Source organism: Bordetella tumbae (genome assembly GCF_054780995.1).
On sequence record NZ_BAAGVG010000003.1, the window covers coordinates 67,143 to 93,039 of the forward strand.

The 25,897-nt window shown below is 57.2% G+C and carries 29 protein-coding genes; 14 read left to right on the forward strand and 15 right to left on the reverse strand.

Going from position 1 to position 25,897, the window contains the following annotated elements; translation table 11 throughout:
* Positions 1-4: 4 nt before the first annotated feature.
* Positions 5-760, reverse strand: a complete 756-nt coding sequence (locus ACYVI2_RS01830; RefSeq protein WP_415820814.1) for an SDR family NAD(P)-dependent oxidoreductase — start codon at positions 758-760, stop codon at positions 5-7.
* Between the two features lie 279 nt (positions 761-1,039).
* Here ACYVI2_RS01830 and ACYVI2_RS01835 point away from each other — a divergent pair, with 279 nt between their 5' ends.
* A complete protein-coding gene (locus tag ACYVI2_RS01835) occupies positions 1,040-1,981 on the forward strand; it encodes a LysR substrate-binding domain-containing protein (RefSeq protein WP_415820813.1) in 942 nt (313 codons plus the stop codon).
* Positions 1,982-1,994: 13 nt separating this feature from the next.
* Here ACYVI2_RS01835 and ACYVI2_RS01840 read toward each other — a convergent pair whose 3' ends face one another.
* From ACYVI2_RS01840 to ACYVI2_RS01865, 6 genes are all read right to left on the reverse strand, one after another.
* On the reverse strand, positions 1,995-2,930 hold the full coding sequence (locus ACYVI2_RS01840; protein ID WP_415820812.1) for an AraC family transcriptional regulator: 936 nt from the start codon (positions 2,928-2,930) through the stop codon (positions 1,995-1,997).
* A 44-nt stretch (positions 2,931-2,974) separates the two neighbouring features.
* Positions 2,975-3,751, reverse strand: coding sequence for a molybdopterin-binding protein (locus ACYVI2_RS01845; RefSeq protein WP_415820811.1), 777 nt, complete (start codon positions 3,749-3,751; stop codon positions 2,975-2,977).
* A complete protein-coding gene (locus ACYVI2_RS01850) occupies positions 3,748-4,611 on the reverse strand; it encodes a cytochrome b/b6 domain-containing protein (RefSeq protein ID WP_415820810.1) in 864 nt (287 codons plus the stop codon). Before ACYVI2_RS01850 ends, ACYVI2_RS01845 begins: the two co-directional genes overlap by 4 nt.
* 57 nt (positions 4,612-4,668) lie before the next feature.
* Complete coding sequence (locus ACYVI2_RS01855; RefSeq protein ID WP_415820809.1) at positions 4,669-5,304, reverse strand: hypothetical protein; 636 nt, start codon at positions 5,302-5,304, stop codon at positions 4,669-4,671.
* A gap of 169 nt (positions 5,305-5,473) precedes the next feature.
* Entirely contained in the window at positions 5,474-6,055 is a 582-nt protein-coding gene (locus ACYVI2_RS01860; protein ID WP_415820808.1) for a TetR/AcrR family transcriptional regulator, read from the reverse strand.
* 127 nt (positions 6,056-6,182) lie between these two features.
* Positions 6,183-7,076, reverse strand: coding sequence for an alpha/beta fold hydrolase (locus ACYVI2_RS01865; RefSeq protein ID WP_415820807.1), 894 nt, complete (start codon positions 7,074-7,076; stop codon positions 6,183-6,185).
* A 399-nt stretch (positions 7,077-7,475) separates the two neighbouring features.
* On the opposite strand from ACYVI2_RS01865, the gene ACYVI2_RS01870 reads away from it, so the two are divergent.
* Together ACYVI2_RS01870 and ACYVI2_RS01875 are read left to right on the forward strand one after the other, a co-directional pair.
* On the forward strand, positions 7,476-8,669 hold the full coding sequence (locus ACYVI2_RS01870; protein ID WP_415820806.1) for an MFS transporter: 1,194 nt from the start codon (positions 7,476-7,478) through the stop codon (positions 8,667-8,669).
* 103 nt (positions 8,670-8,772) lie between these two features.
* The gene (locus ACYVI2_RS01875) at positions 8,773-9,591 is read left to right on the forward strand and encodes a GNAT family N-acetyltransferase (protein ID WP_415820805.1); all 819 of its coding nucleotides are present in this window, start codon (positions 8,773-8,775) and stop codon (positions 9,589-9,591) included.
* Between the two features lie 34 nt (positions 9,592-9,625).
* Here ACYVI2_RS01875 and ACYVI2_RS01880 read toward each other — a convergent pair whose 3' ends face one another.
* The 4 genes from ACYVI2_RS01880 to ACYVI2_RS01895 all read right to left on the reverse strand — a co-directional run bounded on the left by ACYVI2_RS01880 (position 9,626) and on the right by ACYVI2_RS01895 (position 12,178).
* On the reverse strand, positions 9,626-10,195 hold the full coding sequence (locus ACYVI2_RS01880) for an NrsF family protein (protein ID WP_415820804.1): 570 nt from the start codon (positions 10,193-10,195) through the stop codon (positions 9,626-9,628).
* A 70-nt stretch (positions 10,196-10,265) separates the two neighbouring features.
* Entirely contained in the window at positions 10,266-10,847 is a 582-nt protein-coding gene (locus ACYVI2_RS01885; protein ID WP_415820803.1) for a sigma-70 family RNA polymerase sigma factor, read from the reverse strand.
* A gap of 24 nt (positions 10,848-10,871) precedes the next feature.
* Positions 10,872-11,639 carry an alpha/beta fold hydrolase gene (locus tag ACYVI2_RS01890; RefSeq protein WP_415820802.1) on the reverse strand — a complete coding sequence of 256 codons (768 nt, stop codon included), beginning with the start codon at positions 11,637-11,639 and terminating at the stop codon, positions 10,872-10,874.
* 200 nt (positions 11,640-11,839) lie between these two features.
* Positions 11,840-12,178, reverse strand: coding sequence for a hypothetical protein (locus ACYVI2_RS01895; RefSeq protein ID WP_415820801.1), 339 nt, complete (start codon positions 12,176-12,178; stop codon positions 11,840-11,842).
* A gap of 274 nt (positions 12,179-12,452) precedes the next feature.
* Here ACYVI2_RS01895 and ACYVI2_RS01900 point away from each other — a divergent pair, with 274 nt between their 5' ends.
* From ACYVI2_RS01900 to ACYVI2_RS01920, 5 genes are all read left to right on the forward strand, one after another.
* On the forward strand, positions 12,453-12,995 hold the full coding sequence (locus tag ACYVI2_RS01900; RefSeq protein WP_415820800.1) for a TetR/AcrR family transcriptional regulator: 543 nt from the start codon (positions 12,453-12,455) through the stop codon (positions 12,993-12,995).
* Positions 12,992-13,687 carry an aspartate/glutamate racemase family protein gene (locus tag ACYVI2_RS01905; protein WP_415820799.1) on the forward strand — a complete coding sequence of 232 codons (696 nt, stop codon included), beginning with the start codon at positions 12,992-12,994 and terminating at the stop codon, positions 13,685-13,687. The genes ACYVI2_RS01900 and ACYVI2_RS01905 overlap by 4 nt, the downstream gene beginning before the upstream one ends.
* A 170-nt stretch (positions 13,688-13,857) precedes the next feature.
* Positions 13,858-14,325, forward strand: coding sequence for a GNAT family N-acetyltransferase (locus tag ACYVI2_RS01910; RefSeq protein ID WP_415820798.1), 468 nt, complete (start codon positions 13,858-13,860; stop codon positions 14,323-14,325).
* A 237-nt stretch (positions 14,326-14,562) separates the two neighbouring features.
* Complete coding sequence (locus tag ACYVI2_RS01915) at positions 14,563-14,880, forward strand: EthD family reductase (RefSeq protein ID WP_415820797.1); 318 nt, start codon at positions 14,563-14,565, stop codon at positions 14,878-14,880.
* A gap of 24 nt (positions 14,881-14,904) precedes the next feature.
* Entirely contained in the window at positions 14,905-16,305 is a 1,401-nt protein-coding gene (locus ACYVI2_RS01920) for an MFS transporter (RefSeq protein WP_415820796.1), read from the forward strand.
* Between the two features lie 104 nt (positions 16,306-16,409).
* Here the strand turns inward: ACYVI2_RS01920 and ACYVI2_RS01925 are convergent, their stop codons facing one another.
* The gene (locus ACYVI2_RS01925) at positions 16,410-16,712 is read right to left on the reverse strand and encodes an EthD family reductase (protein WP_415820795.1); all 303 of its coding nucleotides are present in this window, start codon (positions 16,710-16,712) and stop codon (positions 16,410-16,412) included.
* A gap of 71 nt (positions 16,713-16,783) precedes the next feature.
* Entirely contained in the window at positions 16,784-17,536 is a 753-nt protein-coding gene (locus ACYVI2_RS01930) for an SDR family oxidoreductase (protein ID WP_415820794.1), read from the reverse strand.
* A gap of 112 nt (positions 17,537-17,648) precedes the next feature.
* Between ACYVI2_RS01930 and ACYVI2_RS01935 the strand changes: the two genes are divergently transcribed.
* The gene (locus tag ACYVI2_RS01935; RefSeq protein ID WP_415820793.1) at positions 17,649-18,278 is read left to right on the forward strand and encodes a TetR/AcrR family transcriptional regulator; all 630 of its coding nucleotides are present in this window, start codon (positions 17,649-17,651) and stop codon (positions 18,276-18,278) included.
* Positions 18,279-18,373: 95 nt separating this feature from the next.
* Here the strand turns inward: ACYVI2_RS01935 and ACYVI2_RS01940 are convergent, their stop codons facing one another.
* Together ACYVI2_RS01940 and ACYVI2_RS01945 are read right to left on the reverse strand one after the other, a co-directional pair.
* Positions 18,374-19,567: an acyl-CoA dehydrogenase gene (locus ACYVI2_RS01940; RefSeq protein ID WP_415820792.1), complete on the reverse strand. Its 1,194-nt coding sequence runs from the start codon at positions 19,565-19,567 to the stop codon at positions 18,374-18,376.
* A 63-nt stretch (positions 19,568-19,630) separates the two neighbouring features.
* Positions 19,631-21,325 carry a thiamine pyrophosphate-binding protein gene (locus tag ACYVI2_RS01945; protein ID WP_415820791.1) on the reverse strand — a complete coding sequence of 565 codons (1,695 nt, stop codon included), beginning with the start codon at positions 21,323-21,325 and terminating at the stop codon, positions 19,631-19,633.
* 153 nt (positions 21,326-21,478) lie between these two features.
* Between ACYVI2_RS01945 and ACYVI2_RS01950 the strand changes: the two genes are divergently transcribed.
* The 5 genes from ACYVI2_RS01950 (at position 21,479) to ACYVI2_RS01970 (ending at position 25,820) form a co-directional block, all read left to right on the forward strand.
* Positions 21,479-22,354 (forward strand): LysR substrate-binding domain-containing protein, encoded by an 876-nt coding sequence (locus tag ACYVI2_RS01950; RefSeq protein ID WP_415820790.1) that lies wholly within the window; start codon positions 21,479-21,481, stop codon positions 22,352-22,354.
* A 498-nt stretch (positions 22,355-22,852) separates the two neighbouring features.
* Positions 22,853-23,785 (forward strand): site-specific tyrosine recombinase XerD, encoded by a 933-nt coding sequence (gene xerD / locus ACYVI2_RS01955; RefSeq protein ID WP_415821906.1) that lies wholly within the window; start codon positions 22,853-22,855, stop codon positions 23,783-23,785.
* Between the two features lie 76 nt (positions 23,786-23,861).
* Entirely contained in the window at positions 23,862-24,350 is a 489-nt protein-coding gene (ybaK, locus tag ACYVI2_RS01960) for a Cys-tRNA(Pro) deacylase (RefSeq protein WP_415821876.1), read from the forward strand.
* 230 nt (positions 24,351-24,580) lie between these two features.
* Positions 24,581-25,159, forward strand: a complete 579-nt coding sequence (locus ACYVI2_RS01965) for a DJ-1/PfpI family protein (protein ID WP_415821877.1) — start codon at positions 24,581-24,583, stop codon at positions 25,157-25,159.
* A 280-nt stretch (positions 25,160-25,439) separates the two neighbouring features.
* On the forward strand, positions 25,440-25,820 hold the full coding sequence (locus tag ACYVI2_RS01970) for a ribbon-helix-helix domain-containing protein (protein WP_415821878.1): 381 nt from the start codon (positions 25,440-25,442) through the stop codon (positions 25,818-25,820).
* The last annotated feature ends 77 nt before the right edge of the window (positions 25,821-25,897 follow it).

Here is a 25,897-nt window from a genome sequence, read left to right on the forward strand (position 1 = left end):
TCATTTAGCCCATGAAGGCGCCGCCATTCACGTCGATGCATGCGCCCACAATGAACGAAGCGTCTTCTGAGACAAGAAAGGCCACGGCGCAGGCGATTTCGTCGGCAGTGCCCGATCGCCCGGCCGGCACGGCAGCCCGCAGCCTTGCCGCCACTTCGGGGTTGTTCTGCCGGGCCAGTGGAGTATCCACTGGGCCAGGAGATACGCAGTTGACGGTGATGTTGTTCGGCGCAAAGTCGCCGGCTAGCTGGCGGGTCATGCCAATGATGGCGGCCTTGGTCGTCGCGTAATGGAGATTGGTGTTCGGAATGAAAGTCCGGCCGGCGCGCGAGGCAATGTTGATCACGCGACCCCATCCGCGTGAGCGCATTTCCGGCAGGAGCGCACGGCATAGCATGAAAGGCGCCATCACGTTGATGCGAAACACCCGCTCCCAGTCGGCGTTGGACACCTCTTCGAGGGGAAAGGGTCCACCTTGCTTCTTGATGTTGATCCCTGCGTTGTTGACCAGGATGTCACAGCCGCCAAAGTCCTCAACGGCTGCGCGCGCAAGCGACAGGACTTCGTCTTCTTGGCCGAGGTCAACGGTGACGGCAAGGTGCGGTTGGCCGTTATAGGGGAGGGTCGCCGCGATTTGATGCACCGCCGGGTCGCGGTCAGCGAGTAGAACGCGGTAGCCCGCACGCGCCAGTTGCGTGGCGATGGCGAGGCCGATGCCACTGGCGGCACCGGTAACGAGAGCAGAACGAATGAGTTTCATGGTGTCCCTGGGGTGGTGGTTCGGGCTAGGCGGCTTTTCAAGGCTGTGTCTGCTTGCGATAAGTTCGATGTGGCGCGAGCATGACGCGCTGGATTTTTCATTCTATGGAGTGCTTCTCACGCTCGCCAGCCTACAAAATGGAGGGGGTGTTAAATTTATTTAACTACCGCTCGTATGAAGTCTGGTTTATTCGCACCGAACTCCACGTGCCGTAGGATTCTCACTTGGCTTGGGGCATCCTTGCCCGTATGCAGTCCAACGCTCACGCTGGTATCCCCCATGGAACTGAGGCAAATAAACTACTTCATCACGGTTGTCGAATGTGGGAGCATGGGTAAGGCTGCCCTGTCACTGGGTGTGACGCCTTCGACCTTGAGCCAGCAGATCAGCCGCTTGGAGGGCGAGCTGTCCACGATGCTGCTTCAGCGGACCTCCACTGGCGTCGTGCCTACAGACGCCGGATTGGAGTTTCTCCAGCGTGCAAAAACCATCGTGCATCACGTTGAAATGGCAGCCTCTGCGACACAGAGCGAGCGGCTTTCAGGAAGGGTGAGCATTGGTATGGCGCCCACTACGGCACTGAAACTTGCGCTGCCGTTGTTGCGCGCAATGCGAGAACGCTATCCAAAGATACGCGTACAAATCGTGGAAGGTCTGTCCGGTCATCTGACCACGCAGCTTGACGCTCGTAAACTTGATTTACTGATAGGTTTTGAGATAGGAGGCAATCCGAGATTAAGCATTCTGCCCCTACTGAAGGAGGACCTTTTCGTAATAGGGCGCCGGGATTTACCGGGTATGCCAAACGGGCGGGATTGCGGGATCCAGCATCTTGAAGCGTTGCCATTGGTGATGTCCACGGGCCGGCATACGCTCGTCAGTATTATCATGAATGCGTTCAGGCTTAAGAACGTCCGGCCGAATATCGTTCTTGAGGTCGATGGCCTTAATACATTGATGGCGGTGGTGCAGGAAGGGATGGCTGCGACGATCCATCCAAGTAGTGCCATGGCGCTCATTCATGCCGACAGTATCGTATCCATGCCAATTATCGACCAGTCCTTGTTTCGATCCAGCCTGTTGATCAGCCAACCGGACGAAGAACTATCGGTTGCAGCATTAGCGACCCGGATGATGGTTAAAAGTGTGGTACAGGCTCTTATAGAGGGTGGTCTATGGGATGGCGCATCCGTAGACGCAACAGCGACGGCTTTTCGCTGAAAACGGCACTGGGCTATTGAGACAACGGCTCAGACTCCCTGGAACGGAAGACTTGCCGATTGGCACGAACGTCCTCTCCTGGACTCCGCCCGAACAGCCGCTTGAATTCACGGCCAAATTGCGACGCGCTGCCATAGCCGACGCGCGCACCTGCTGCTGCCGCCGTGAGATCATCTCGAATCATCAAGAGACGCGCTTGATGTAAACGTACAGATTTGATGTATTGGATCGGAGACGCAGAGGTCGCCGCCTTGAAACGTGCATGAAACGCAGGGGCGCTCATGCCTGCCTCACGCGCCAGCGAACCAACGTCCAGCTTGCTCGCATAGTCGGTGTGAATCCGATGCAAGGCGCGTGCAATCCTGCCAAAGCCACTCTGGCCAGTCAATGCGGCTCGGATCTCTCGGCCCTTGGGCCCCGTCAATGCTCGCAAGCACAGTTCACGTACGATGGTCGGTGCCAACACACGAGCCTGGATCGGGGAGGCTAATGCTCTAAGCAGGCGCACGGTCGTATCCGCCAACTCCGCATCCAACGGAGCGGAAACTATTCCCAGCGGGTTGATCGTTTCAGCATAGGCACGATCATCCACATCCGTGATCGACAGCTCTGCGAAGACGGTCATGTCGAATCGCACAGAAACAGCCAGAAAGGGTTCCTTTGGGCTGGCATCGGTGTCACATGAAAGCGATAGAGGTACCGAAAGCACCAAATAGTGCCGAGCGTCATAGTGATAGGCCCGGCCAGCCAGATAACCATGTTTCCCCCCTTGGCAAACGATCACAATACTCCGCTCGCACAAGACCGGCATACACCTCACCGGCCGATTCATTCGTATCAGCCGTACATCATCCCACAGTGAGCCTGTATCCTCTTCATGCGGGGTGAGCTGGCGAACCAGCGTAGCCATTTCGGTTTGCCAAGACTCGGCAGTATTCGGGTTCGTCATGAAACTACTCACCCTGGCCATCAGAACGCCGCACCGACACGCCTTCAAATACCTGCGTACCACTCATAACCACGATCTTCCCAGTAGCCGCCTCGACCGCCCCATAACGTGTCGAACGACGACACGACTTCGATGCGCATCAGATATTTCGCCTGTTTGTAGCCGAGCTGCCGTTCGACTCTCAGCCGCAGCGGCGCACCATGTGCAACCGGCAGATTCTTTCCGTTCATCGCGTACGCCAGAATCGTTTGTGGGTGATAGGCGTCGAGCAGATCGATGCTTTCGTAATAACGGCCGCTGCCGTCAAACGTAACCTCCAGCTCATCCGCGCAGTGAAGCACGACATATCGCGCGCCCGGTTTCAATCGCGCAAGATCCAATATCCGGCCGAGGGAGACCCCCTGCCATTGTCCGATAGCACTCCATCCCTCGACACAATCGTGCCGGGTAATCTGCGTGCGCGACGGCAGGCTTTTCAGTTGCGCGAGGGACAGGCTGAGAGGTTGTTGCACCAACCCATCCACCTGCAGCCGCCAATCGGCGAAGTCATTTTCGAGCAGGCGGTTATATTCCTCGGAGTCAGGTGCTTGGGTACCATTGGCGCGGAATACCGGTGATAAGTCGGCCACGCTGTATTCTGGCGCCAGCGATTGACGGTCCAGCAGCAATCGCTGACCGGCCATCGTCAGCTTTTCGGTATTGCGCAACACGGTACCGAACGACTCGCTCTGCGTCACGCGGTCACAGCCAGCCAGCAACAATGTGCTGGCGCCAGAAACCAGGCTGGCCAACATTTTTCGCCGGGAAAATCCTGTTGTCATGATTCATGTCCTGAGTGATCGATGTCATAGCGTCCGGTGATCATCGATCGTATGTTGTTCCAAAAACCAGACAACACGACCATGAGTACATGCACAATGACAAACAACACGAGCGATGATGCCGTGATGAAATGCAAGGTACGTGCCGACTGCCGGCCCCCGAACCAATCGGGTAAAAACGGAAAGGCCGCATCAATACCTGGCGACATAGTCAACCCTGTCAACACCATGAGGGGCAGCAATACCAGCGCGACCATCAGATAGGTGAGTTTTTGCAGGGCGTTATATCGCCGTGCTTCGTCGCCTTTGGCGAAACGCAGGCGTGCATGATCCACGATTTCTCGCCACAGGTGCCGCGGCGTCAGCTGATCCCGATCCGGCAACAGTTCCCCGCGAATATGATTTCGCCAGAGTCCGTGTACCAGATAAAGCAGACCATTGATCACCAGCAGCCAGGCAAACAGGAAATGCCAGTTCCTGGCTGCGCCCAGATCGTAATAGGACGGAATGGTCAGCCAGGCAGGAAATGCTCGTGCTGTATCGGCACCGTCTACGTTAGAGACGCCGAGAATGCCGGTTGTCTCGATACGAAGTGCACCAATGCGAAGGAATCCGTGCGTGCCATCGTCGCGTTGCTGTGAACCAATCTCCAGCAGCGCATGCTCCGTATCGGCGCCATATTGACCCCAGTAGAGTCTGGGGTGCGCATTGAAAATCTGCAACCCGCTGAGCAACATGATTGAAAAGCACAGCACGTTGATCCAATGCGTGATGCGCACGGTCACAGAATGACGCTGGATGCGACGACGGCGCGTTGGACTATCCGCAACACGGATAGAGGTTGAATTAGTGATATTCATGGACAGGGTCTCTTTTCGGCTGGCATTGGATGCCAGCCGGACATCGTTGTGATCCCATTACATCGGAGGCACGACACCGTTCTTGCCTACGATCAACTGACCCGTCGACAGCATGCCTTTTGCATCCTTTTGCGAGGGGATGAAAACAGCGGTGCCGGGTTGCACGTCCTCAGCCGTAGCTTGTGCAAGCGTCACCACCGGCGTGCCGTTGGGGATGGAGATTTTCTTTTCTTTGCCGTGATAGTTGACCGTCACCGTGCTGCCATCCACCGATTTGACGGCGTCGCCGACGGTAGCATTGGTCATCGTGCTATTGGGTTTCAGGTCCCAGCCATAGCTGCCTTCCCCGGTTCCTTTGAGTGCGGGTGGGAAGATCAGCACTTCCAACGCGCCGTCGCCGCCGGCGGACTTGGGCAGCGAAGCAATGCCCACGAAATCGCCCGGCTTGATATCACTGATGCTGGCTTTCACGACAGCTGACGCCATCCATCCTTTGTTAAGCGTAATCGTCAGTGCTTGACCCTCGCGTGATTTCACTTGTAGTTGATCACCAGCCAGCGAGACCACGGTGCCGCGTACGCGTACGATTTGATCTGCTGGATTGGCAGCCGTTGCTGCAGTCAGGCCACCAGCGACAAGGGCGATACCCGCCACACTGTTGATGAGGTATTTGCGTAATGTTGAGAGATGCATACAGATTTTCCTGGTGATGAAAACACCACGTAATGAACAATCGGCGTGTGAGGTGAAGCAAGCAGTCGAAAGCCGCGCCGAGAAAACTTTCGATAAACAACCAACTAGTTGGTCGATTGGTAAACTAAAAAAATGGCCGCCTTGTTCCCATACGGACAGGCGACCTGATTCACACAGTCAGTTGATGAATAGCAGCACTCACTACCGTGCGAAAAACCTCTGGCCGGCGGGCCGCCCGCGCCGACAACATCGCACCATGCACCGTGGCCATCAAGACCTGAGCCTCGTCAGACGCACCGTTGCGCAGGTGAAATTGCCCCCGTGAGGCGCCTTTTTCCAATACAGACGCGATCCAGGCGGCCAGGTCGTCAAAGTAACCATGGACCTCATCTGCGATGTCTGTGGGCAGCATTGACGACTCGGCCGCCAACATGGCGCAAATGCAGATAGGCAACGTGCCCTCGTGAATGCATTGCGCCCAATAGTCGGCGTACGCGGTTATACACGCGAGAGGGTCATCGACCTGTTGCGCCAAGGCCGTTAATCCGGAAAGGGCCTCTTCGCGGTGCCGTTGCACGACCGTGAGCACCAACTCCGCCTTGCTCGGGAAATGATGGTGAATGCTGGGCTTACCGATGTGAATGCGTTTGGACAAATCGGCATAGCTGAACCCGTTGTAGCCACCGGCGGCGAGCAGGATCTTTGTCTGCTCGGCGATTTCGGTGGCGCGGGGAGAGAGTTCCACACTCACAAGAACATTTCCTTGATGGCTGACGGGATACGCAAACGCGACAACTGCCGTCTCTAGATCAGCTTTCTGTCGCTCGTGACAGTTGCCAATCTACTAGTTGGTCGGTAAGTTGTCAAGCCGGCTCTTGTCACTCATCGTCAAGAAACTGCAAGATCGCGCGGTTAAACGCCGCCGGATCCTGAATAAATGCAAAGTGGCTGGTATCAGGCAGGATCTGCAGGCGAGCATGCGGAATCGTCATGGCGATGTATTCCGCATGACTGAGCTTGATCGCTTCGTCATGGTCGCCATCCAGCACGAGTACCTCGGACTGGATCGTCCCGAGCTGCTCATCCGTCCAATTGGGCTGCGTTCCCCACATCTGGCCGATCTGCGCGACAAAGTCATCGTATTCATTCGGCGTCGGTGAGAGTTGCGCATATTCGTTGCCAGTCCGTTCGATGAACGCCCCAAATGTGGCGTTCTGCTCGATGTCCGGATTCGAGCCAGCAGTATTCGTGTTGGCGCCAAACGCGACAATTTTGCCCACACGATCCGGATAGCGCATGGCGATGTCAAGCGCCTGCACAGCACCGTCGCTCCAGCCGACGATGTCGGCGCGCTTGATGTGCCACTTGTCCATCAACGCGATCACGTCGTCAGCCATCAGATCATAACTGTACGGCGTCGTATCGCGCGTGCTGCGGCCGTGCCCCCGTGAGTCCACCACGATGACGCGATGATGGCGGCGTAGCGCGTTCACTTGCAGAGCCCACCAATCAGAATTGGCTAATCCGCCATGCAGCAGAATCACGGGTCGACCGTGCCCCACCTCTGCGCTGTAGAGTTGGACACCGCGCAGCCTGGTATGGGCCACATGATCATAATGAGGCGGTGAGGGCGTGGGCGGCAATGTCTGCCAACGCGCGAGCGGCAACGCTTGCTGTGTACCCACTCCAGCCAACGAGGAATGCGTGACAGACGTCAGCGCAACACCAGCAAGCGCCGCCGTCATTGCTTTCTTCAGGATAGAAGTTTTCATTTAGCACTTGGTTAAACGTATGTATTGGTATTCAAGAGCCCGGACAATGAACTGGGAAAATTAATATGAGAGGCTCTTTCTGTTTGCGGTTGAAACCGAACTGAACATGTTAGATATGCAAAAAGGATCGGACTAGCCACAAAGCTACTGCATCATGGCCTATTCCTGATTTTGAATCGTGTTGCGTCGTTTATTCGGATCAAGATCACTAGTCCACACTGAATCTAACTTGTCACGGTAAAACGATCGTTTTACACTTTGAGCATGGCTGAACGAATCTCTATCATCACGTCCGTCGAATCGTTATTGAGCAAGAGCGAGACCATAACGACTGACCTGAACTCGATCACGCGAGCGGCGGATAGTTCCGGCCGAACGCTCCGAACGGGAGGATAGTTCATGGATAAATCGCGTCTGGCCTTCGTAGTGAGTGGCTTCTGTCTCATTGCCACATGTTATGGCCTCACTCGTTTTGCCTTTGGCCTGTTTCTGCCCGCTATCGCAACCGATCTTGCGCTTTCGGAATCCTTAAGCGGTCTAATCTCTGGCGGCTCTTTTCTTGGCTACTGCCTCGCGATTATTGCCTCGGCAACGTTGACTGAGCGGCTCGGGTCTCGCGTCGTCGCTGGGATAGCTGGAGGCATTGCTACTATCGGGTTGGTAGGGATAGTACTTGCACCAAACGGTGTCATGATGGCTGTCGCAGTCCTCTTCGCGGGGTTGAGTACCGGACTTGCATCGCCGCCTCTGGCGGCGGCCGTTGCTGACACTCTGGAGTCGAATCTACAGGATCGCGCAAACACGATTATCAACGCTGGGGCGAGCGGCGGCATCGCACTTTCTGCACCCGCAGCGTTCATTTTCGGCAGCGATTGGCGAGCAGCCTTTGCGGTCTTCGCAATGATTGCCGCCATGACAACCTATGTGGTCACACGTACGACACCGAAAAAAACTATGACGAATGATCCGTCCAAAAAACACCCGCTGTCATTCGATGCTGATGTGAAGCGTCTATGCATATCGGCGTTTCTTATGGGTGTGGGTAGTACAGCAGTGTGGTCGTTCGGGAGCGAACTAACAAGACGTTCGCTCGGCTGGGCAAGCGACGATGTAGGTTGGCTCTGGTTCGTGATCGGCATCTTCGGTCTGGCTGGAGGTGCCTGCGGTACTTTGATACGGCGTTTTGGCCTCAATCTGGTACACGTCTTTTGCTTGCTAGGTATGTCGGGCGCGGTACTGACTATTACGCTGTTGGCCAACTCGGCAATGATACTCGCGAGTGGCGGACTGTTCGGCGCTGCCTACATGACGTTGACGGGTGTGTATCTCGTTTGGGGCGTACGCGCGATGCCCAACCGGCCCGCCACTGGGATTACTGTCGGATTTCTAGCTATATCTATTGGGCAGATGGCGGGTGCACCGTTATTTGGATATCTGATCGAACACGCAGGAGAGAAAATTTCCGGCATCGCGTTCGCATTCGCGATTTTGCCGGCATGCGCATTCTTCAACCATTCAAAAATTTTTTTTCGTACATCTCTCCAGCGTTCTGCACCAGATCCTGAGCCTGTTATCGCTGCAGAGAAAAATTGAGACCTGCCGTGTTTGAGTGCGCCGCATGCGGCCTGTATTTGCAACATCCCGTCAGTCGCCATGTGCGGTGCAGTGACGGACTTTTCTTAACTGGAATTTTCTTATGAACGATAGCGGCACCTCATTCCAAAATATCGAGCATATTGAGGCGGTCGCCTGGCACGACATGTACAAGGCCGCACCCGTAGCGTACGCAAGCGAGAATGCGTTAAACACCACGCTTATAGGCGATGGGGCATGTCTATCTCACGGCCAGTTAGTTGTGACGGAACTGGCACGTGTGGTCGGTGTCTCTTCATCGGCGTATATCGATGAAGCGATCCAATGGATGCAAGAAAACTGTCCTGCGGGCTGGTCATTGCAGATACCACGAGTGCAGGAAAATGCCGCGATACGCGGTTTGCTGGAAGATCTCGGGTATGAGGCCAAAGGTAATGGATGGGCAAAATTCCGGCATGCACCGACAACGGTGGAAATGCCGGCAATTCCTCATCTATACAGTCGTGTTGCCGAACAGAAAGACGCCGCAGTATTCGGACAGCTGGTATGTACGGGGTTTGGATTTCCCGCGAGTATGGGACAGTGGTTTTCTGAATTGGTGGGGCGTCCGAATTGGAGTGTATTGATCGCTTATTGGGACGACGTACCGGTTGGCTGTGGCGCGATCTATAGCGCCGCAGGTTATTCGTGGATGGGTGTGGATACGACTTTGCCCGAATTCCGAGGCCGTGGCGTACAGTCTCATTTGATCCGTGCGCGGTTGCAGCATGGCATGGCGCTGGGCAGTAATGAATTTACGGCGGAAACTGGGCAGCCTGACGCAGGACAGGAGGCTCAGCACCGTTCGTTCTCGAATTATGTGCGAGCGGGGTTTGCGCGTGCGTATGTCCGGCTGAACTACGTCAAATCCACGGGCGCTTGATTACTCAAGTCCAGCCGGGTAATAGACATCGGTTTTACCAAGCCAATATGTACCGGCCTGCAATAGCGCCGATCGCCGCCGTAATTGAAATGGCAACCACATACCACACTGCTACAAATGAAGGGCCATCATTGAGGCATGCGATGGTGTATACCAATGCTGCGAGCGAGCCGGACAAGACGCCGGAGAGCGCTCCTGCATAGACCGGCCGTGTCGGAATACCGTGACGCAATCCGGCCAGGATGGCCATCAGACCAGGCAATGAGGCCGCAACAATGATGCCAACGCAGAACGGCACGGAAAATTGATTCTCGCCCAACAATGGATAGCCCGTGTCGTCAAATAACACACCAGCAAGCAACAGCACAGCACCGGGGAGCAAAGCCTGAGTCAGCCGTACCGATTGTCCCGGGATTCCGCAGGCACGAACAAGAACAATGCCGCCGCATGCGAGCAAGGCCATCGTTGCAACTTTGAACTGAAACACCCAGGCCGTTAGCATCTGATATAGATCAGGGCGAACGCGAGACAAGCCGATGACGACAAGAATGGCCGTAGCAAGTGACAGCACGAGGCTCGCCATCAAGGCTCGGTCGAAAGGCATGGTTATATGCTCTTTCGTGCCCGCTTGTCTGGATAGACGATGGATCAGCTCATCTGTTTGTATGTTTTTCTCATTTACGGGTGACATTTTTCTGTCCTGTTGCCATTGCCATCAATTTCTTCAGAGCCCGATGAAAAGCCACCCTTACGGCATTCTCGTTCATGCCCAGCTGGATGGCCGCTTCGCTGGGCGAAACTCCGTCTATGCCAATGACACGGGCGACGGATTGCTGCCCCGGTGGAAGCTCGGAAATCAGTCGATCGATATCCGTTCTTGACGCCGCGAGGGCGGTTTGTTCAAGGGCGGGCAACGAGCTCCACTGTGCATCGTCAAGATCTGTCTTAAGGTGAGCTTCTTTACGCAGGCGTCTTGCCGCATCAATTATCTTGTAGCGTGCAATGGCGTTTAACCAGGGCATGAGGGGCCGGTTGGCATCCCATTGATTGCGCCTCGAGTGAATCGCGATCAATATTTCCTGTACCACGTCCTCGGTCTCATCAAGGTTCAGCCGAAGGTTATTGAACCTCCACCTCACGATTCGCCGTAAATGCGCTGCGAAATCCTGAAGAAAACGCTCATATGCAGAGCAGTCGCCAGACCGCTCTTTAAGCATCGCGACCGCCCAATCGGCTTCCTGGCTATGGGGTTGCACGCTGAATTACTCCCTTCATGTCCGCTATTTTCCGGCAGCCTGGAGAATCAGATCGGCGATCGCTTTCGGATGGGAAACCAATGATAAATGGCCTGAATCTAGTTCTACCGTCGTGGCATGCATGCGTTTGGCGAGGAATCGTTGCAGATCAGGGGATGTTGTTTGATCGTTCTTTGAGACCGCGTACCACGTCGGCTTATTATGCCACGCGGCAGTCGTCGTTTTTCCGATAAACAGGTCTGCCGCAATGGGTTGTTGGACGGCGAAAAGCGTTTTCGCCTTCTCTGCAGGCACGCCATTCGCAAAGAAATTCAAGAAAGCATTTTCGTTGATAGTCGAGAAGCCATTATGAGTCGTGATGCCGGCTCTCACAGGCATCGTTGGAAACTTGCCGGCAAGTGCATTGAAGTCCTCGTCGGCATCCGGTGCGCGTGCTGCGACATAGACCAGTGCAGAGACTTTTGAATCAGCCCCCGCCTCACTGATGACATTTCCCGCATAGGAGTGTCCTACGAGTACCGTGGGACCGTCCAGCGAGGAAAGCGCACGTTTGGCCGCGGCAACGTCATCATGAAGCGAGGTCAATGGATTTTGAACCGATACGACCTGCAACCCAGCCGCTCTCAGGTAGGGGATGACATCACTCCAACTAGAGCCGTCGGCCCAGGCGCCATGGACGAGGACGATATTCTTTGCCCGGATAGGTTCTGTTTCTTGTGCAGATGCGGATCCTGTATGAGCAGAGACGGCCAACCCGATTATCAGTGCAAAGCGAGACAAGAATGTTTTCATGAGGATCTCCTGATTGAGCGAAACACAGCGTTTCAATATGAATATTCGTCAATCGAATCGATTTATTACGCGGGAAAAAAAATCGGAGAATCAATAACGGCCGAACATTCCTTCAGAGCTGAAGTTGCGGCCGTACTTTCTTTTTTTGATTCCCAGACGCTGGGCTTGTTTACGGTTACGCCCCCCCCCGTACGCGGTTGTTACTGACCAATCAGGTGTTGGTAGTAAGCGAGTTTTCTTCGGTATTCCAAGCTATAGATGTCGGGCGTTGCGTTGCCGCGCCATTCGTCAGCGAGTCCAGCTTTGCGCCATGCTGCCGTATCGGCATTGACTTCGGCTCGCGACAATGTCGAAAAGGTGGGAGGTATATAGGTTTGATCGCCACGCTGGACGTTGTCTGCAACGCGTGCCTCGGGCTGTTCGGTTTGGACTTGTGCTGGCAATGAGTCCTGGACGGCGGCGCTATTGGCGGCCTGCGCAGAGACAGCTGCAGCCAGGGCTGAAAGGGCAATGGCGATGGAGACAAACGACTTCTTCATGGTGAATCTCGATATAAAAATAGCTAATGATTTCAAAGGCCTGTGGTTTGCACATTCCCCAAGTGGTTCACAGAGTTGCCAAGGGTTGGCCTATCCGCATAGAAGAGCCACCCCGCGTGTAGCGGCGCGACGCTTCAGTATGGATATTCGGCAACCGGGGGGATTTATTACATCCACTGTTAAAAATTTCAGTCGCCCACCATTGATCGGCTCTGCTCAACGGGCTGTACGTGGAGGTTTGACATGTGTAAAACGATCGTTTTAGACTGGCTATATGAATACAGACAGCCATCTCATCTCTACCGCCGAGCGTCTTTTTGACCAGCATGGCTTTACCGCGACCGGCATGGACCGCGTGGCTCAGGCGGCATGCATGTCCAGCCGCACGCTATATAAGTACGCGGGCAGCAAGACGGCTCTCATCGCCGCTGTGCTCTCGGAAAGGGACGATAGGTTCATGCGGCTGCTGAATGTGCCTACTGTGGACGCGCTATTCGAATCACTGGAGCAATGGATACACGAAGAAGGCGCCCGAGGCTGTCTGTTTTTGCGCGCCCAGGGCGAGAGCGGGGGTGAAGTAGCCGAAATTTCGAAAGCCATGCGCAAACACAAGGCCCGTCTCAGAAAAAAAATCCACCGCATCCTTTGTCTGGAACGTGGCGAAGATGATTGTTTGGAATTGGTGGAGCAACTCCTCATACTGATCGAAGGCGCCACCGCCGCCGCGGTGTACCGAGGTCCACAGGCCGTGAAAACGGCGCGAGGTATGGCGGCATTACTGTTGATACAACACAGCGATCGATCGAGAAAGACTTGAAAACTATTGGAATCCTGGGAGGCATGTCTGCGGCCTCGACGCAGATCTACTACCGCAAGATGTGCGAGATTACGCACCAACGTCTGGGTGGTCTGCATTCTCCCGAACTGCTGATCCGGTCACTGGATTTCGCAAAAATCGAGACGCTGCAGAAAAACGGCCAATGGAATGAGGCGGGAGGCATCTTGAACGCCGAGGCCAAGGCATTGGAGCGCGGCGGCGCCGACTTCATTGTTTTGGCGACCAATACCATGCATAAGCTGGCCGGGCAGATGATGAGCGGAGTGGGCATTCCGCTACTGCACATCGCAGATGCGACGGCGGATCGAATCACGAAGGCGGGCCTGAATGCGCCTGGCCTGATGGCGACCGCGTTCACCATGGAGCAAGCCTTCTACATCGACCGCCTCAAGGCAGCCTCACTCCAGCCTATCATTCCCGACGCTGCGGATCGAGCCGAGGTGCATCGCATCATCTACGACGAGCTGTGCTTGAACGTTACGACCACGGGCAGCCGTACGATCTATGAAAACATCGCACGGGGCTTGGTCGAGAAAGGAGCGGATTGCGTGATCCTCGGTTGCACGGAGGTCGGCATGTTGCTCAACGAAAGCAATGTCTCCGTTCCCGTCTTCGACACAACCCTTATCCATTGCGAGTCGGCTATCGATTTGGCTTGTGGTGACAACTGATGGATGGTCGACATGTCGTGACTCGTAGCGGCATTGCGCATACGTATTTACTGCTCGCGTAATGTTGGCAACTTATGCTGACGCAAGCAATCGCCCGTTGGTTTATCTCGATGCTCTGGGTGATAGATGGCATTCTTGACCATATCGGCGCATTCAGGGACGACTAGAAAATGTCAAAAATCACCATTCGACCTGCAGTATCAGCGGATGTTTTGAAGATTCAAAACATCGTTAAAGATGCCTACTCGGTTTACATCGAGCGTATTGGTCGCGAGCCTGCCCCGATGACCGACGACTATACCGTGCATGTCAAGGCAAAAAGGGTTTGGGTGCTAGACACTGCTGAGGGTCTGGCTGGCCTCATGGTGTTGCGGATGGAGGCAGATCATTTGCTGGTAAGTAACGTAGCTGTGGAACGCGGGAGCCAAGGCAAAGGCTTTGGCAGAAGGCTCCTCGATTTTGCCGATGAATTCGCTACTCAAAATGGAAAGAGCGAGTTGCGACTCTACACCAACGAGCTGATGCGTGAGAACTTGGCAATCTATCAAAAGCTTGGATGGGAAGAATATCGACGCGCTGAGCAAGACGGCTTTCGGCGTGTTTTTATGTGCAAGAAACTACGCCGATCGGGCGGCTAGTCGGTCATCACGACTAGGCATCTATTCGCTAGGTTAGATCAGGCGGCCGCGTCGACAAGGCCCGCGCGGACTGCCGACAGAAAGATTCGAACATCGCCCCATTCCATGCCGTGAGTCGCCGTTCAAAAATGTACAAGAAACGTACAGAAATGGCGGTTCACAAACAGTTTCGCAGACGTCACTATTGCGCCTGTCGTTGAACTGTCCCATTCCGGGTCTGCTTGACCTGGAACTTCCATGAATACTCAGACTGCCCCAGTTGTTATCTACGTGACCTATCAAGGCACGCCACAAGATGCGTTTGACCGCAGCTATTACGTCAACGTCCACCTGCCGCTGGTCATCAAGGCATGGGCTCAGTATGGTTTGCTCAGCCTGGAAGCATTTTTCCCATCGACCGAACGGGAAGGGACCATCGCCATCTGTGAATGCGTTTTCCGGAATGAAGCGGCGTTCGAAGCCGCGTTTGCCTCACCGGAGGTCTCCGCCGTAATGGCCGATGTGCCGCACTTTACCGCCATGACACCTCAGCGCGTTCGGGCAGTTGCTCTTTAGTTCGCTGGTACAGGTTTACAAATCATGAATACGTTGACTCAAGCGTTCGAGCCCGTGGCTCCTGATTCGCGCCGTTGGCTCGCCCTTGTTGTTCTGCTGACCGGCACAATGTTGCCGCCCTTGGACTTCTTCATCGTCAATGTGGCGTTGCCGGCCATTCGCACTGACCTGCGGGCATCTTCAGATGTCTCGCAACTGGTGATCTCGGTCTATGCCGCAGCCTATGCGGTCACCTTGATATTAGGAGGGCGTCTTGGCGACCTGTATGGGCGCAAGCGAGTCTTTATTGGCGGTATGCTTGGTTTTGGCGTTGCTTCAGCGCTGTGTGGTTTGGCGCCGTCACCGGGCATGCTCGTTGGCGGGCGATTGCTGCAAGGTATATCGGCGGCCATTATGGCGCCGCAATCGCTGGCATCGATACACTCCCTTTTTCCTGCAAGCGAGAAAAATCGCGCGCTCAGTCTGTATGGTGCGACGTTCGGCTTGGCTTCTGTGGGTGGCCAACTGCTGGGCGGCGTGCTGGTTTCGGCCAGTCCGTGGGGGTTGGGCTGGCGCAGCGTTTTTTTGATCAATATCCCGGTCATCATCGTTGCGGTTCCTGCTGCACTGATGCTGCTGCGTGAGAGCCGGGCCGAGCGCTCTGCTCGTCTGGATGTGTCAGGAGCTTTGCTGTTAGCGTCGGGCTTGCTGGCCTTGGTCGTGCCTCTCATCGAGGGAAGGGAGCACCACTGGCCGTGGTGGTGCGTCGCGTTACTTGGCTTGAGCATACCGTTGTTGTGTATGTTCTGGAAGTATGAAAAAAGACAGGAGCTCGCTGACAGAACGCCTCTGATTCTGCCCTCGATTCTCGCTGCTCCCGGACTGAGGCGCAGCCTGGCAGCAACATTCTTCTTTTACGCTCTCGCGGCGTTCTTCCTGGTGTTTGCGGCGTACGAACAGGCAGGCCTGGGAAATAATGCGTTGGCAACCGGCTTGGCGATTCTGCCGCTTGGTATCGGTTTCTTTCTTGGTCCGCTGTGCGGTCCACGCATCGCCCGGCGCTTCGGGGCACGTACCGCCGCGTTCGGCATGAGCCTGGAAGTGTTCGGTCTGGTCATGGTCGCAGCGCTCGCCTTCGTCGATGCGGCGACCTGGCTCGCGTTGCCATTGTTCCTGATTGGCGCTGGACAAGGCATCGCATTGCCTGCCTTGGTGCGATTGAACGTGGATCAGGTCGATGCACGTTGGGCCGGGTTGGCCTCGGGTTTGGTCACTGCCACTTTGCAGATTAGTGCTGCAGTATGCGTCGCGATCATTGGCGGTCTGTTCATCGCGATCGCGCCTGACGGCGCAGCCGCTCATGAAGTGCAGCTCGGATTTGCAGTGGCCTCATTGGCAATCGGCGCGTCGCTGGCATTGGCAGTTGGACTCAGCTGGAGACGGTAGTCGGCAGCTTGCGAGTACCTTCGTTGGCTGGGCTGCCGATCCCAAGAAGTGACGAGGGACGTGCACAACGGGTCAACGTCCCGCGTCGATTGACATCGTATTCCTCAAAACTCCGTGAACAGACTACGCAGCACGATTGGGGCGTCGGTGAAATTCTTCACGTCGTCCATTATTTGCTGTGTTTTTGGGCTCTTCAGCGCGGCATGTACTCCTTCTGCCGACGAGAAGGTGTATATGCCAATGGATTTCCAGCTGCCGGCTTCAGCGTACGGAAAAAATGCCTCCGCCGATTGAAGTCCATACTCTTCCCAGCATGCCATCGCTAACTTGAAATGATCGTTCGCATAGTAGTCTCGATCAAATCTCACGTTGGCGTCGCCAGCGCAAACGACAATCATCTTTGTCATGGTCTTTCTTCGCTCTACTGAATTTGTTGTGAGTGCAGGGCCGAGGAGGCCGGTCCTCCTCGGGCGGTAACTCAAGCGCTTATGCCGCCATCGACAAGAATGCCCGACCCGGTAACATAGGCGGCGCCAGGCCCGGCGAGGAAGGCGACGGCCTCGGCGACTTCTCGGGGTTTACCGTAGCGGGCAATCGACAGGCTCGGGAGGATAGCGGGCGCGAGCGGGCCGTCGGCAGGGTTCATGTCGGTGTCGATCGGGCCAGGGCGGACCAGATTGACGGTAATATCACGAGGGCCGAGTTCACGGGCGAGGCCACGGGTGAAGCTCTCCATCGCGGATTTGGTGGCAGCATAGACTGCGATGCCCGTGAACGGAACAGACAGGCCCGCATTGCTGCCGATCGTGATGATGCGCCCGCCATTCGGGATGTGTTTGAGCGCAACCTGGGTGGTGACGAAAACGCCGCGCACGTTGACGTTCAACTGCAGATCTATTTCCTCCAGTGATTGCTCGGCAAAGTCACCCGAAAAGAGAACCCCAGCGTTGTTGACCAGGATGTCAAGGCCGCCAAGGTCGGCGACGCTCTGTTCTACTGCTGTCTTCGCGGCTTCAGGGCTGGCGGCATCTGCCTGGATGGCGACTGCCTTGCGGCCCAGGGCGCGAATCTTGGCAGCGAGCGCCTCAGCCTTTTCGGCCGATTTCTCGTAGGTGATAGCGACGTCTGCGCCGTCTTCGGCCAGCTTCAGTGCGATGGCCGCACCAATGCCGCGTGCTGCACCGGTAACGAGGGCTCGCTTGCCAGCGAGGGGAAGGGTGGGCATGTTCATGGAGAGACTCCTGTGTTAAATTATTTATGTGTTGATCATTACAAAAATAGTATCTGCTTTTGCTTTGCCAGTGCAAAGATAATTATGTAATGATCGGTAAAAAAAGGACCTTATGATGCAGCCTCCATCGACGCCGCGCACTCCGAAGCGGGGCCGCCCTGTCAGTTTCGATCGTGACGAGGTGCTGGGACAGGCAATGGGCGTGTTCTGGGCAAAGGGTTTTGCCGGCGCCTCAATGAGTGACCTCACTGCAGCCATGGGCATCGCCTCGCCCAGCCTCTACGCGGCCTTCGGGTCCAAGGAGAGCCTCTATCGGGCGGCCCTCGAACACTACGTGGCGCTTCACAAGGAGGTAGTACGGCGCATCATGGAATTGCCGACGGCGCATGAAAGTATTGAAGGCCTGTTGCGCAACGCCGTCACTGTCTTTTCCCGTACCGATTTCCCGAGCGGATGCATGGTCGAACAGACGGCCGGGGAGGCCTGCGATATGTCTCCCGAACTCGTGGCGAGCCTTCGCGAAATGCGCGCAGCTAATGACGAGAACTTCTCGGCACGGCTGCGTCAGGGGGTTGAGGACGGCGATGTTCCCGCCGGAACCGACATCCGCGCTGTTGCCGCTTTCTATGCAACCGTCCACAAGGGTTTGAGTCTTAGCGCGCGAGGCGGGACTGGCTCGGAAGAGCTGAACTCTGCCGTCACCTCGGCCATGGCGGCCTGGCCGCTGCTGGTGAGGGCCTGAGCGCCCGAGTCCAGGAGCTGCCCAAAGAAAACGCCCCAGCATCCAAAGATGCTGAGGCGAATTCTAAAAAGAACTAAAAGGCGCGAAGAAAAGGATCAGCTAAACGCCTGAATCCCCGTCTGAGCACGACCCAGAATCAACGCGTGCACGTCGTGCGTACCCTCATAGGTATTAACCACCTCGAGGTTGACCAAATGACGCGCCACGCCGAACTCGTCAGAAATCCCGTTACCACCCAACATATCGCGAGCCAGGCGCGCGATATCCAGTGCCTTGCCGCACGAATTGCGCTTCATGATCGAGGTGATTTCGACAGCGGCGGTGCCTTCGTCTTTCATGCGGCCCAAACGCAGGCAGCCTTGCAGACCCAAGGTGATCTCGGTTTGCATGTCGGCCAGTTTTTTTTGGATCAGCTGATTGGCAGCCAAGGGGCGGCCAAACTGTTTGCGGTCCAGCGTGTATTGGCGAGCCGTGTGCCAGCAGGCCTCGGCGGCACCCAGCGCACCCCAGGCAATACCAAAGCGAGCCGAGTTCAGGCAGGTGAAGGGGCCACGCAGACCCGACACGCCAGGCATCATCTGATCGGCCGGGACGTCGACTTCGTCCATCACGATTTCACCGGTGATCGACGCACGCAGGCCGACCTTGCCGTGAATCGCCGGAGCGGACAGGCCTTTCATGCCTTTTTCCAGGATGAAACCACGGATCTTGCCGTCGAATTCACCGCCCACGCATTTGGCCCACACCACGAATACATCAGCGATAGGCGAGTTGGTGATCCACATCTTGCCGCCGCTCAGCTTGTAGCGGTCGCCGGTCAGCACGGCGCGGGTTTCCATGCCGTTGGGGTCGGAGCCGTGGTTGGGTTCCGTCAGGCCAAAGCAGCCGATCCATTCACCGCTGGCCAGCTTGGGCAAATATTTTTTCTTTTGCACTTCGCTGCCGAATTCATTGATCGGCACCATGACCAGCGACGATTGCACGCTCATCATCGAACGATAGCCGGAGTCCACGCGTTCGACTTCGCGCGCGATCAACCCGTAGCTGACGTAGTTCAGGCCAGCACCACCGTACTCGACGGGAATCGTGGCGCCCAGCAGACCCAGCTCGCCCATCTCGGCAAAGATCTTCGGATCGGTCTGTTCGTTGCGGAATGCGTTGAGCACGCGCGGCGCGAGTTTGTCTTGCGCATAGGCCGCAGCAGCGTCGCGCACCATGCGCTCTTCGTCGGTCAGTTGCTGGTCGAGCAACAACGGGTCTTGCCAGTGAAAAGAAGGATTCGAGGACATGCGGGTCTCCGGTATAGAGCGAAATACGGGGAATGCGTATATCGGGTTAATACGTTGATTTGTTTATTGCTGTGCCTGCAGCGCGGCGTCGCGGATCTTGTCCAGCGTGGTCGACGGGGTGATGGTTTGCGGGTCGATCAGGCAGTGCAGGATGGCGGGTTTGCCGCTGGCCAGGGCGCGTTCAAACGCCGGGGCAAACTGCTCTGTCGTTTCGACACGCTCGCCATAGCCGCCAAAGGCCTGCGCGTACGCGGCAAAGTCGGGGTTTTGCAATTGGGTGGCGGATATGCGGCCGGGATAGTGTTTTTCCTGGTGCATGCGGATCGTGCCGTACATGCCGTTATCGATCAGCAAGACGAGGATCGGCAGGTTGTATTGCACGGCCGTCGCGAATTCCTGGCCATGCATCATGAAGCATCCATCGCCTGCAAAACACACGACGGTTTTTTCGGGTTGGACGCGTTTGGCGCCGACGGCTGCCGGCAGGCCGTAGCCCATGGAGCCGGACGTCGGGGCCAACTGTGTACCGTAGCGCGTAAAGCGGTGGAAACGGTGCAGCCATGTGGCATAGTTGCCCGCGCCGTTGGTCATGATGGCATCGGCAGGCAGCGTTTTTTCCAGATAGGCCATGACTTCGCCCAACTGCAGCTGGCCCGGCGTGTGTACTGTGGTGGGATCGCTCCAGGCCAGATAGGACTGGCGGGCGGTCGCCGTGTCGGCAGCCCAGGCGGGTTGCGCAGGGCCTTTGACGTCAGCCAGGGACTGGGCAAAGGCGGCGGGCGAGGTGTTGATGGACAGGGTGGGGCGATACACGCGGCCCAGTTCGGCGCTGTCCGGGTGTACGTGTACCAGTTTCTGGGCCGGCACCGGGATGTTGAGCAGGGTATAGGCCTGGCTGGGGTTTTCCGACATGCGGCCGCCGACCAGCAAAATCAGATCGGCATCGGCCACGCGTTTGAGCAGCGCCGGGTTGATCCCCAAGCCTACGTCACCGATAAAGCAGGGGTGATCCGCGGGGAACAACATCTGGCGGCGGAACGATACCGCGGTGGGCAGGGACAGGCGTTCGGCAAAGGCGGTGAACTGCTCGACCGCCTCGGCGCTCCAGCGTGTGCCGCCCAGGATGGCCACGGGAGAACGCGCCTGAGACAGCAATTGTTCCAGATCGCCCAGTTGGCCTGCGGTCGGAGCGCTTTCGATGACCTCATAATGCGGCGCATCGTCTACCGTGGCGGTCTCGGTCAGCATGTCCTCGGGCAGCGCAATCACGACCGGACCCGGGCGGCCGGAGGTGGCGATATGAAATGCACGGGAGATCAGCTCAGGGATACGCTCCACCTGATCGATTTCGGTGACCCATTTTGCCTGCGTGCCGAACACGGCACGGTAGTCCATTTCCTGAAAGGCCTCGCGCTCGCGCATGCCACGTTCGATCTGGCCGACAAACAAGATCATCGGCGTGGAGTCTTGTTTGGCGATGTGCACCCCAGCCATGGCGTTGGTGGCGCCGGGGCCGCGCGTGACCATGCAGATGCCGGGCTCGCCGGTGAGCTTGCCGTGTGCGTCGGCCATCATGGCCGCGCCGCCTTCTTGGCGGCATACCGTGACGTCGATCTTGGCGTCATGCAGGCCGTCGAGCACGGCGAGGTAGCTTTCCCCGGGGACACAGAACACGTGTTTGACGCCGTGGGCGGCCAGTTGATCGACCAGAATGTGTCCGCCCAGGCGGGCACGGGAGGGAGTCGTCGCGATAGTCATAGGTAAGCCGGTAATTAAATAAGCGGGCAGGCAAAATCAGCCGGATAGCAAGCTACTGAGCATAATGTTCCTCGCTTGCACAATGCAATTGATAAAATTGCACAATATAGTGACCTGTCAGCACGTAGTGTTCAACCTTGCGATGTTTCTTTTATGCGTAACGGCATTCCGAACCTGAGCGCCTTGCAGGCTTTTGAGGCGTCTGCCCGGCTGGGGAGCTTTTCCCGCGCCGCGGAAGAGCTCGCACTGACGCATAGCGCGGTCTATCGCCAGGTGGCCAGCCTGGAGGCGCGCCTGGGCGTGCAATTATTTACGCGTGTGCGCCGGCGTATCGTGCTGACCGAGCACGGCGCCGAATATGCCGGCCGCATTCGCCATCATCTGGATCAGATCGAAAAGGACACGTTCGGCCTGGTCAGCCGCACCGGCATGGGGCGCAGCATTCACATTGCGGTGGTGCCGACCTTGGCGACGACGTGGCTGATTCCGCGTTTGCCAGGTTTTCAGCAGCAGTATCCCGACATTAGTGTGAGCTTGTCTGTTCGCACTTTGCCATTTCAGTTCAAGGATCAGCCGTTCGACGGCGCGCTGTATCACGCCAGCAGTCTCTGGCCGGGGACTCAAGGGGTGTTGCTATTTCCGGAAAAGGAACTTGTCCCGGTTTGCGCGCCGCATTTGCCGCGCCGCGAGGAGGACGGTCTGGCTGGGTTGACTCATCTGCATTTGAGCTCCCGGCCGGATGCCTGGCGGCTCTGGTATGCGGCTAATGATCAATCTTACGGGCCGCACGCGGCGGGTGGGCCGCGTTATGAGCTTTTCACCATGATGCTGGCGGCTGCGGAGGCCGGGTTAGGGGTGGGGTTGGTGCCGCATTTTCTGGCTTATCCGGCACTGGAGGAGGGTCGGCTCGTGCAGCCGGTGCCGCAAGTGTTGACGGTGGGGCAGGGGTATTACTTTGGGTATTCGCAACGGGATGAACGGTCTGAGGCGTTGAGGGTGTTTGAGCGGTGGTTGCGGTCGGTTGCGTAGGGGGGCGTTTGCAATGCGGTGGTCGGGGTTCTTTAGGCGCCGGGGATCGTCGTGTAAAGGGCGCGCTGGCCCTATCGCCCGGTCTGGCCGCCTGCGCGGCCAGACTTCCCTTCACCTGCCTTGTCAGGCGGGGCGGCTGGGCAAACTCGCTCCGCTGCGCTCCACTCAGACATGCCCAGCCGACTTCCCCCCGCCTGACAAGGCAGGTTCGGCAGGCTCTACGGGCCAGCGCGCCCTTTACACGACGATCCCCGGCTCAGAGCGTCTCGTATTCATCGATGTGGGAAAGCGCGTGGGTATAGGGTGCAGGCATCGATGGCATGTCACCATTGTGAGTCCCTGTTGTGTGCCTGAGTGTGGCGCTGGGCCGTTGAGCACGGATTTAGCCTCGCGCAGCGAGGCCGAGCCCCCTGCTCATGGGGCGAGTCCGTGCGATAGGCCCAGCGCCACACTCAGGCACACAACAGGGACGCCTTAATAGAGATGATCTCTCAGATACTGATGACTTCCACACCATTAACCTCACAGCCTGACATAGACGCCTTCATTGACGCGGTATGGCTGGAAGACGGTCTGGCCGCGAACACGCTGGCGGCCTATCGACGCGATCTGACTGCCTTTGCACAGTGGCTGGAGAATCCCGCTGAGCATGGCGGGGCTGCAATGTCGAGCCAGTTGCGAGAGGTCGTGGCCGGTGATATCGAGGCGTGGTTTGCCGCGCGCCACGCGGAGAGCCGCGCGACGACTGCGAATCGCCGGTTGGCAGCGTTGCGGCGGTTTTATGCGTGGGCGTTGCGGGAACACCGTGCGGAAAAAGATCCCTGTCTGACGCTCAGCGCCGCAAAGCAGCCGCCCCGTATGCCCAAGACGCTGTCCGAGGCGCAGGTCGAGGCATTGTTGGCAGCGCCCGATTTGAATACCGCGCGCGGTTTAAGGGATCGCGCTATGTTGGAAACGCTGTATGCCACCGGACTGCGCGTGTCTGAGCTGGTCAACGTCAAGGTGCTCGAAGTCAGTTTGAACGAAGGCGTGGTGCGCGTCGTGATGGGCAAGGGGGGCAAAGATCGCCTGGTGCCGTTGGGCGCTGAGGCCGCGCATTGGATCGAGCGTTATATGCAGGCTGCACGCCCCGAGCTTGCCGGCGCGCGCGTGAGCGACGCCTTGTTTTTGACGGGACGTGCGCAGCCGATGTCGCGTCAGGCGTTTTGGCAATTGATCAAGAAGTACGCCATCATTGCAGGGGTGCGGGCCCCGTTATCGCCGCACGTGTTGCGTCATGCTTTTGCCACCCATTTGCTGAATCACGGGGCTGACTTGCGTGTTGTGCAGATGCTGTTGGGACACGCAGATATTTCAACGACGCAGATTTACACGCATGTGGCACGCGAGCGGCTCAAGGCGCTGCATGCAGCGCATCATCCCCGCGCTTGAATGCAAGCACGCTCTGACTTGCCGTCCAGGTCTACACTAACGAGCTTCTGGATTATGCCTAACCCCTGCTTGCATCATGAGTAAAGCCCGTCACGTTTCCGAAACGCCCGCCACCCAGTTGTTGAAGAAAAACAAGGTGGATTACACCGAACATACTTACGACTATGTCGACCATGGCGGCGCAGGCGAGGCGGCCCGGCAGTTGGGGTTGGACCCTCATGCCGTGGTCAAGACCTTGATCATGGAAGACGAGGCGGCGCGGCCTTTGGTTGTGGTCATGCACGGCGATCGCGAGGTCTCGACGAAAAATCTGGCTCGCCAGGCAGGGCTGAAAAAGGTCGCGCCTTGTCATCCCGAGGTCGCGCAGCGGCATTCCGGGTATCAGGTGGGAGGGACCTCGCCATTCGGTACGCGCAAGCGCATGCCGGTGTGGGTCGAGGCGCAGGTGCTGGAATATCCGGTGGTCTATATCAATGGTGGACGTCGAGGGTATTTGATCGGCATCGATCCCAAGGTGCTGGTCAGCTTGTTGGGGGCCAAGTCCGTGTCGGTCGCGCTGGAATAGTTGTTGCCGCGTGTGGCCGCGACGGTTTGCCGTGTGGCTGCCATGCATGTTGCCATGCGGCTGTAGTGCGGGAATTTCGGTCCGGCCGGATTCCTGTCAAAGCGGTATTCGGTTACTACCTCTTGTGCCGGCTCATGCCGCACAATGACTGTTCTCAATCAGGCTGGATCCGAGGCGTCGAGCGCCATCAGCCTGATTGTCGCGTCGCAACCAGGAACAGGGAGACAACGATGGCCAAGAAACTATTGATGCTGGTCGGCGATTACGCCGAAGACTACGAAACCATGGTGCCGTTTCAGACGCTGCTGGCAGTGGGACATACGGTGCACGCCGTTTGCCCGGGCAAGAAGGCCGGTGACAGCGTGGCGACGGCGATTCACGATTTTGAGGGCGCGCAGACTTATAGTGAAAAGCGCGGGCACAATTTCGCGCTGAATCATGATTTTGAGCAGGTCGATGTGGCGTCGTATGACGGCCTGGTGATTCCCGGTGGGCGTGCACCGGAATATCTGCGCTTGAACGAGCGCGTGCTGGAGATCGTGCAGCAGTTCGATCAGGCGGGTAAGCCTATCGCGGCCGTCTGCCATGGCGCCCAGTTGTTGGCCGCAGCGGGTATTTTGCAGGGGCGTACGTGCTCGGCCTATCCGGCCTGTGCGCCGGAGGTCCGTCTGGCGGGCGGCACCTACGCCGAGATCGCGATCGATCAGGCGCACACAGACGGCAATTTGGTGACGGCGCCTGCCTGGCCGGCGCACCCGGCCTGGTTGGCGCAATTCTTGCAGGTCCTGGGCACCAAGATCACACATTGATTCATCTCCAGGCCGGCCCCTGCCTGCTCATCGAGCAGCTACGGGTATCGCCATCACGGCCTGTGTGATCGTTGTCAGTGCCTGCCCGCGCGAGGGCAATGGAGCTTGGCGGGAAATCGCCAGATTTCCCTTGCGCGCATGACGTGAATGACGCATATGACGCATATGACGTGTGTCGCGTGTCGTGTATGACGTGTATCGTGTCTGACGTCGTGCCGCCTGGCTTGCCGTGGGAGCGTCACAATCGTACAGTGACGTTGAGCTACCAGGAACTTGCGCCATGTGTGAAATCTTTATTCGTGCCCATCCCGATTCTTATGCGCCCGAAAGCCGCTCGCTGCGGCTGCACGGCGTGGCCACCAGTGTCCGGCTCGAACGTCTGTTCTGGTCGGTGCTCGAGGAAATCGCCGCTCGTGACGGCATGCGGGTGACGCAACTCATCGAACGGCTTTATGACGAGCTGATCGAGTATCGGGGCGAGGCGGCGAATTTCACCTCGTTCTTGCGCGTGTGTTGCCTGCGATATGAGGTGCTGCAGGTTGACGGCCGTATTCCGGCCGATATGGACGTCCCGCTTCGTTCGTTGGATGCCAGGGCCGTGCTGGCCGGCTTGCCCGGAACGCTGCACGATGGGGCGGTGTTGCAGCGCGCTGCGGCTTGATCATTGACGGTTCGAGCTGGTCCAGCGATATCACGCTATCAAGTGAACGGCGTCAGGCGTGGCGCGTATTCGTTATT

What these genes read in the sequence shown, in the direction of transcription:
- ACYVI2_RS01830 (WP_415820814.1), bottom strand. Translation starts at nt 760, where the DNA reads ATGAAACTCATTCGTTCTGCTCTCGTTACCGGTGCCGCCAGTGGCATC.
- ACYVI2_RS01835 (WP_415820813.1), top strand. Translation starts at nt 1,040, where the DNA reads ATGGAACTGAGGCAAATAAACTACTTCATCACGGTTGTCGAATGTGGG.
- ACYVI2_RS01840 (WP_415820812.1), bottom strand. Translation starts at nt 2,930, where the DNA reads ATGACGAACCCGAATACTGCCGAGTCTTGGCAAACCGAAATGGCTACG.
- ACYVI2_RS01845 (WP_415820811.1), bottom strand. Translation starts at nt 3,751, where the DNA reads ATGACAACAGGATTTTCCCGGCGAAAAATGTTGGCCAGCCTGGTTTCT.
- ACYVI2_RS01850 (WP_415820810.1), bottom strand. Translation starts at nt 4,611, where the DNA reads ATGAATATCACTAATTCAACCTCTATCCGTGTTGCGGATAGTCCAACG.
- ACYVI2_RS01855 (WP_415820809.1), bottom strand. Translation starts at nt 5,304, where the DNA reads ATGCATCTCTCAACATTACGCAAATACCTCATCAACAGTGTGGCGGGT.
- ACYVI2_RS01865 (WP_415820807.1), bottom strand. Translation starts at nt 7,076, where the DNA reads ATGAAAACTTCTATCCTGAAGAAAGCAATGACGGCGGCGCTTGCTGGT.
- ACYVI2_RS01870 (WP_415820806.1), top strand. Translation starts at nt 7,476, where the DNA reads ATGGATAAATCGCGTCTGGCCTTCGTAGTGAGTGGCTTCTGTCTCATT.
- ACYVI2_RS01875 (WP_415820805.1), top strand. Translation starts at nt 8,773, where the DNA reads ATGAACGATAGCGGCACCTCATTCCAAAATATCGAGCATATTGAGGCG.
- ACYVI2_RS01880 (WP_415820804.1), bottom strand. Translation starts at nt 10,195, where the DNA reads ATGCCTTTCGACCGAGCCTTGATGGCGAGCCTCGTGCTGTCACTTGCT.
- ACYVI2_RS01890 (WP_415820802.1), bottom strand. Translation starts at nt 11,639, where the DNA reads ATGAAAACATTCTTGTCTCGCTTTGCACTGATAATCGGGTTGGCCGTC.
- ACYVI2_RS01895 (WP_415820801.1), bottom strand. Translation starts at nt 12,178, where the DNA reads ATGAAGAAGTCGTTTGTCTCCATCGCCATTGCCCTTTCAGCCCTGGCT.
- ACYVI2_RS01900 (WP_415820800.1), top strand. Translation starts at nt 12,453, where the DNA reads ATGAATACAGACAGCCATCTCATCTCTACCGCCGAGCGTCTTTTTGAC.
- ACYVI2_RS01910 (WP_415820798.1), top strand. Translation starts at nt 13,858, where the DNA reads ATGTCAAAAATCACCATTCGACCTGCAGTATCAGCGGATGTTTTGAAG.
- ACYVI2_RS01915 (WP_415820797.1), top strand. Translation starts at nt 14,563, where the DNA reads ATGAATACTCAGACTGCCCCAGTTGTTATCTACGTGACCTATCAAGGC.
- ACYVI2_RS01920 (WP_415820796.1), top strand. Translation starts at nt 14,905, where the DNA reads ATGAATACGTTGACTCAAGCGTTCGAGCCCGTGGCTCCTGATTCGCGC.
- ACYVI2_RS01925 (WP_415820795.1), bottom strand. Translation starts at nt 16,712, where the DNA reads ATGACAAAGATGATTGTCGTTTGCGCTGGCGACGCCAACGTGAGATTT.
- ACYVI2_RS01930 (WP_415820794.1), bottom strand. Translation starts at nt 17,536, where the DNA reads ATGAACATGCCCACCCTTCCCCTCGCTGGCAAGCGAGCCCTCGTTACC.
- ACYVI2_RS01935 (WP_415820793.1), top strand. Translation starts at nt 17,649, where the DNA reads ATGATGCAGCCTCCATCGACGCCGCGCACTCCGAAGCGGGGCCGCCCT.
- ACYVI2_RS01940 (WP_415820792.1), bottom strand. Translation starts at nt 19,567, where the DNA reads ATGTCCTCGAATCCTTCTTTTCACTGGCAAGACCCGTTGTTGCTCGAC.
- ACYVI2_RS01945 (WP_415820791.1), bottom strand. Translation starts at nt 21,325, where the DNA reads ATGACTATCGCGACGACTCCCTCCCGTGCCCGCCTGGGCGGACACATT.
- ACYVI2_RS01950 (WP_415820790.1), top strand. Translation starts at nt 21,479, where the DNA reads ATGCGTAACGGCATTCCGAACCTGAGCGCCTTGCAGGCTTTTGAGGCG.
- ybaK (WP_415821876.1), top strand. Translation starts at nt 23,862, where the DNA reads ATGAGTAAAGCCCGTCACGTTTCCGAAACGCCCGCCACCCAGTTGTTG.
- ACYVI2_RS01965 (WP_415821877.1), top strand. Translation starts at nt 24,581, where the DNA reads ATGGCCAAGAAACTATTGATGCTGGTCGGCGATTACGCCGAAGACTAC.
- ACYVI2_RS01970 (WP_415821878.1), top strand. Translation starts at nt 25,440, where the DNA reads ATGTGTGAAATCTTTATTCGTGCCCATCCCGATTCTTATGCGCCCGAA.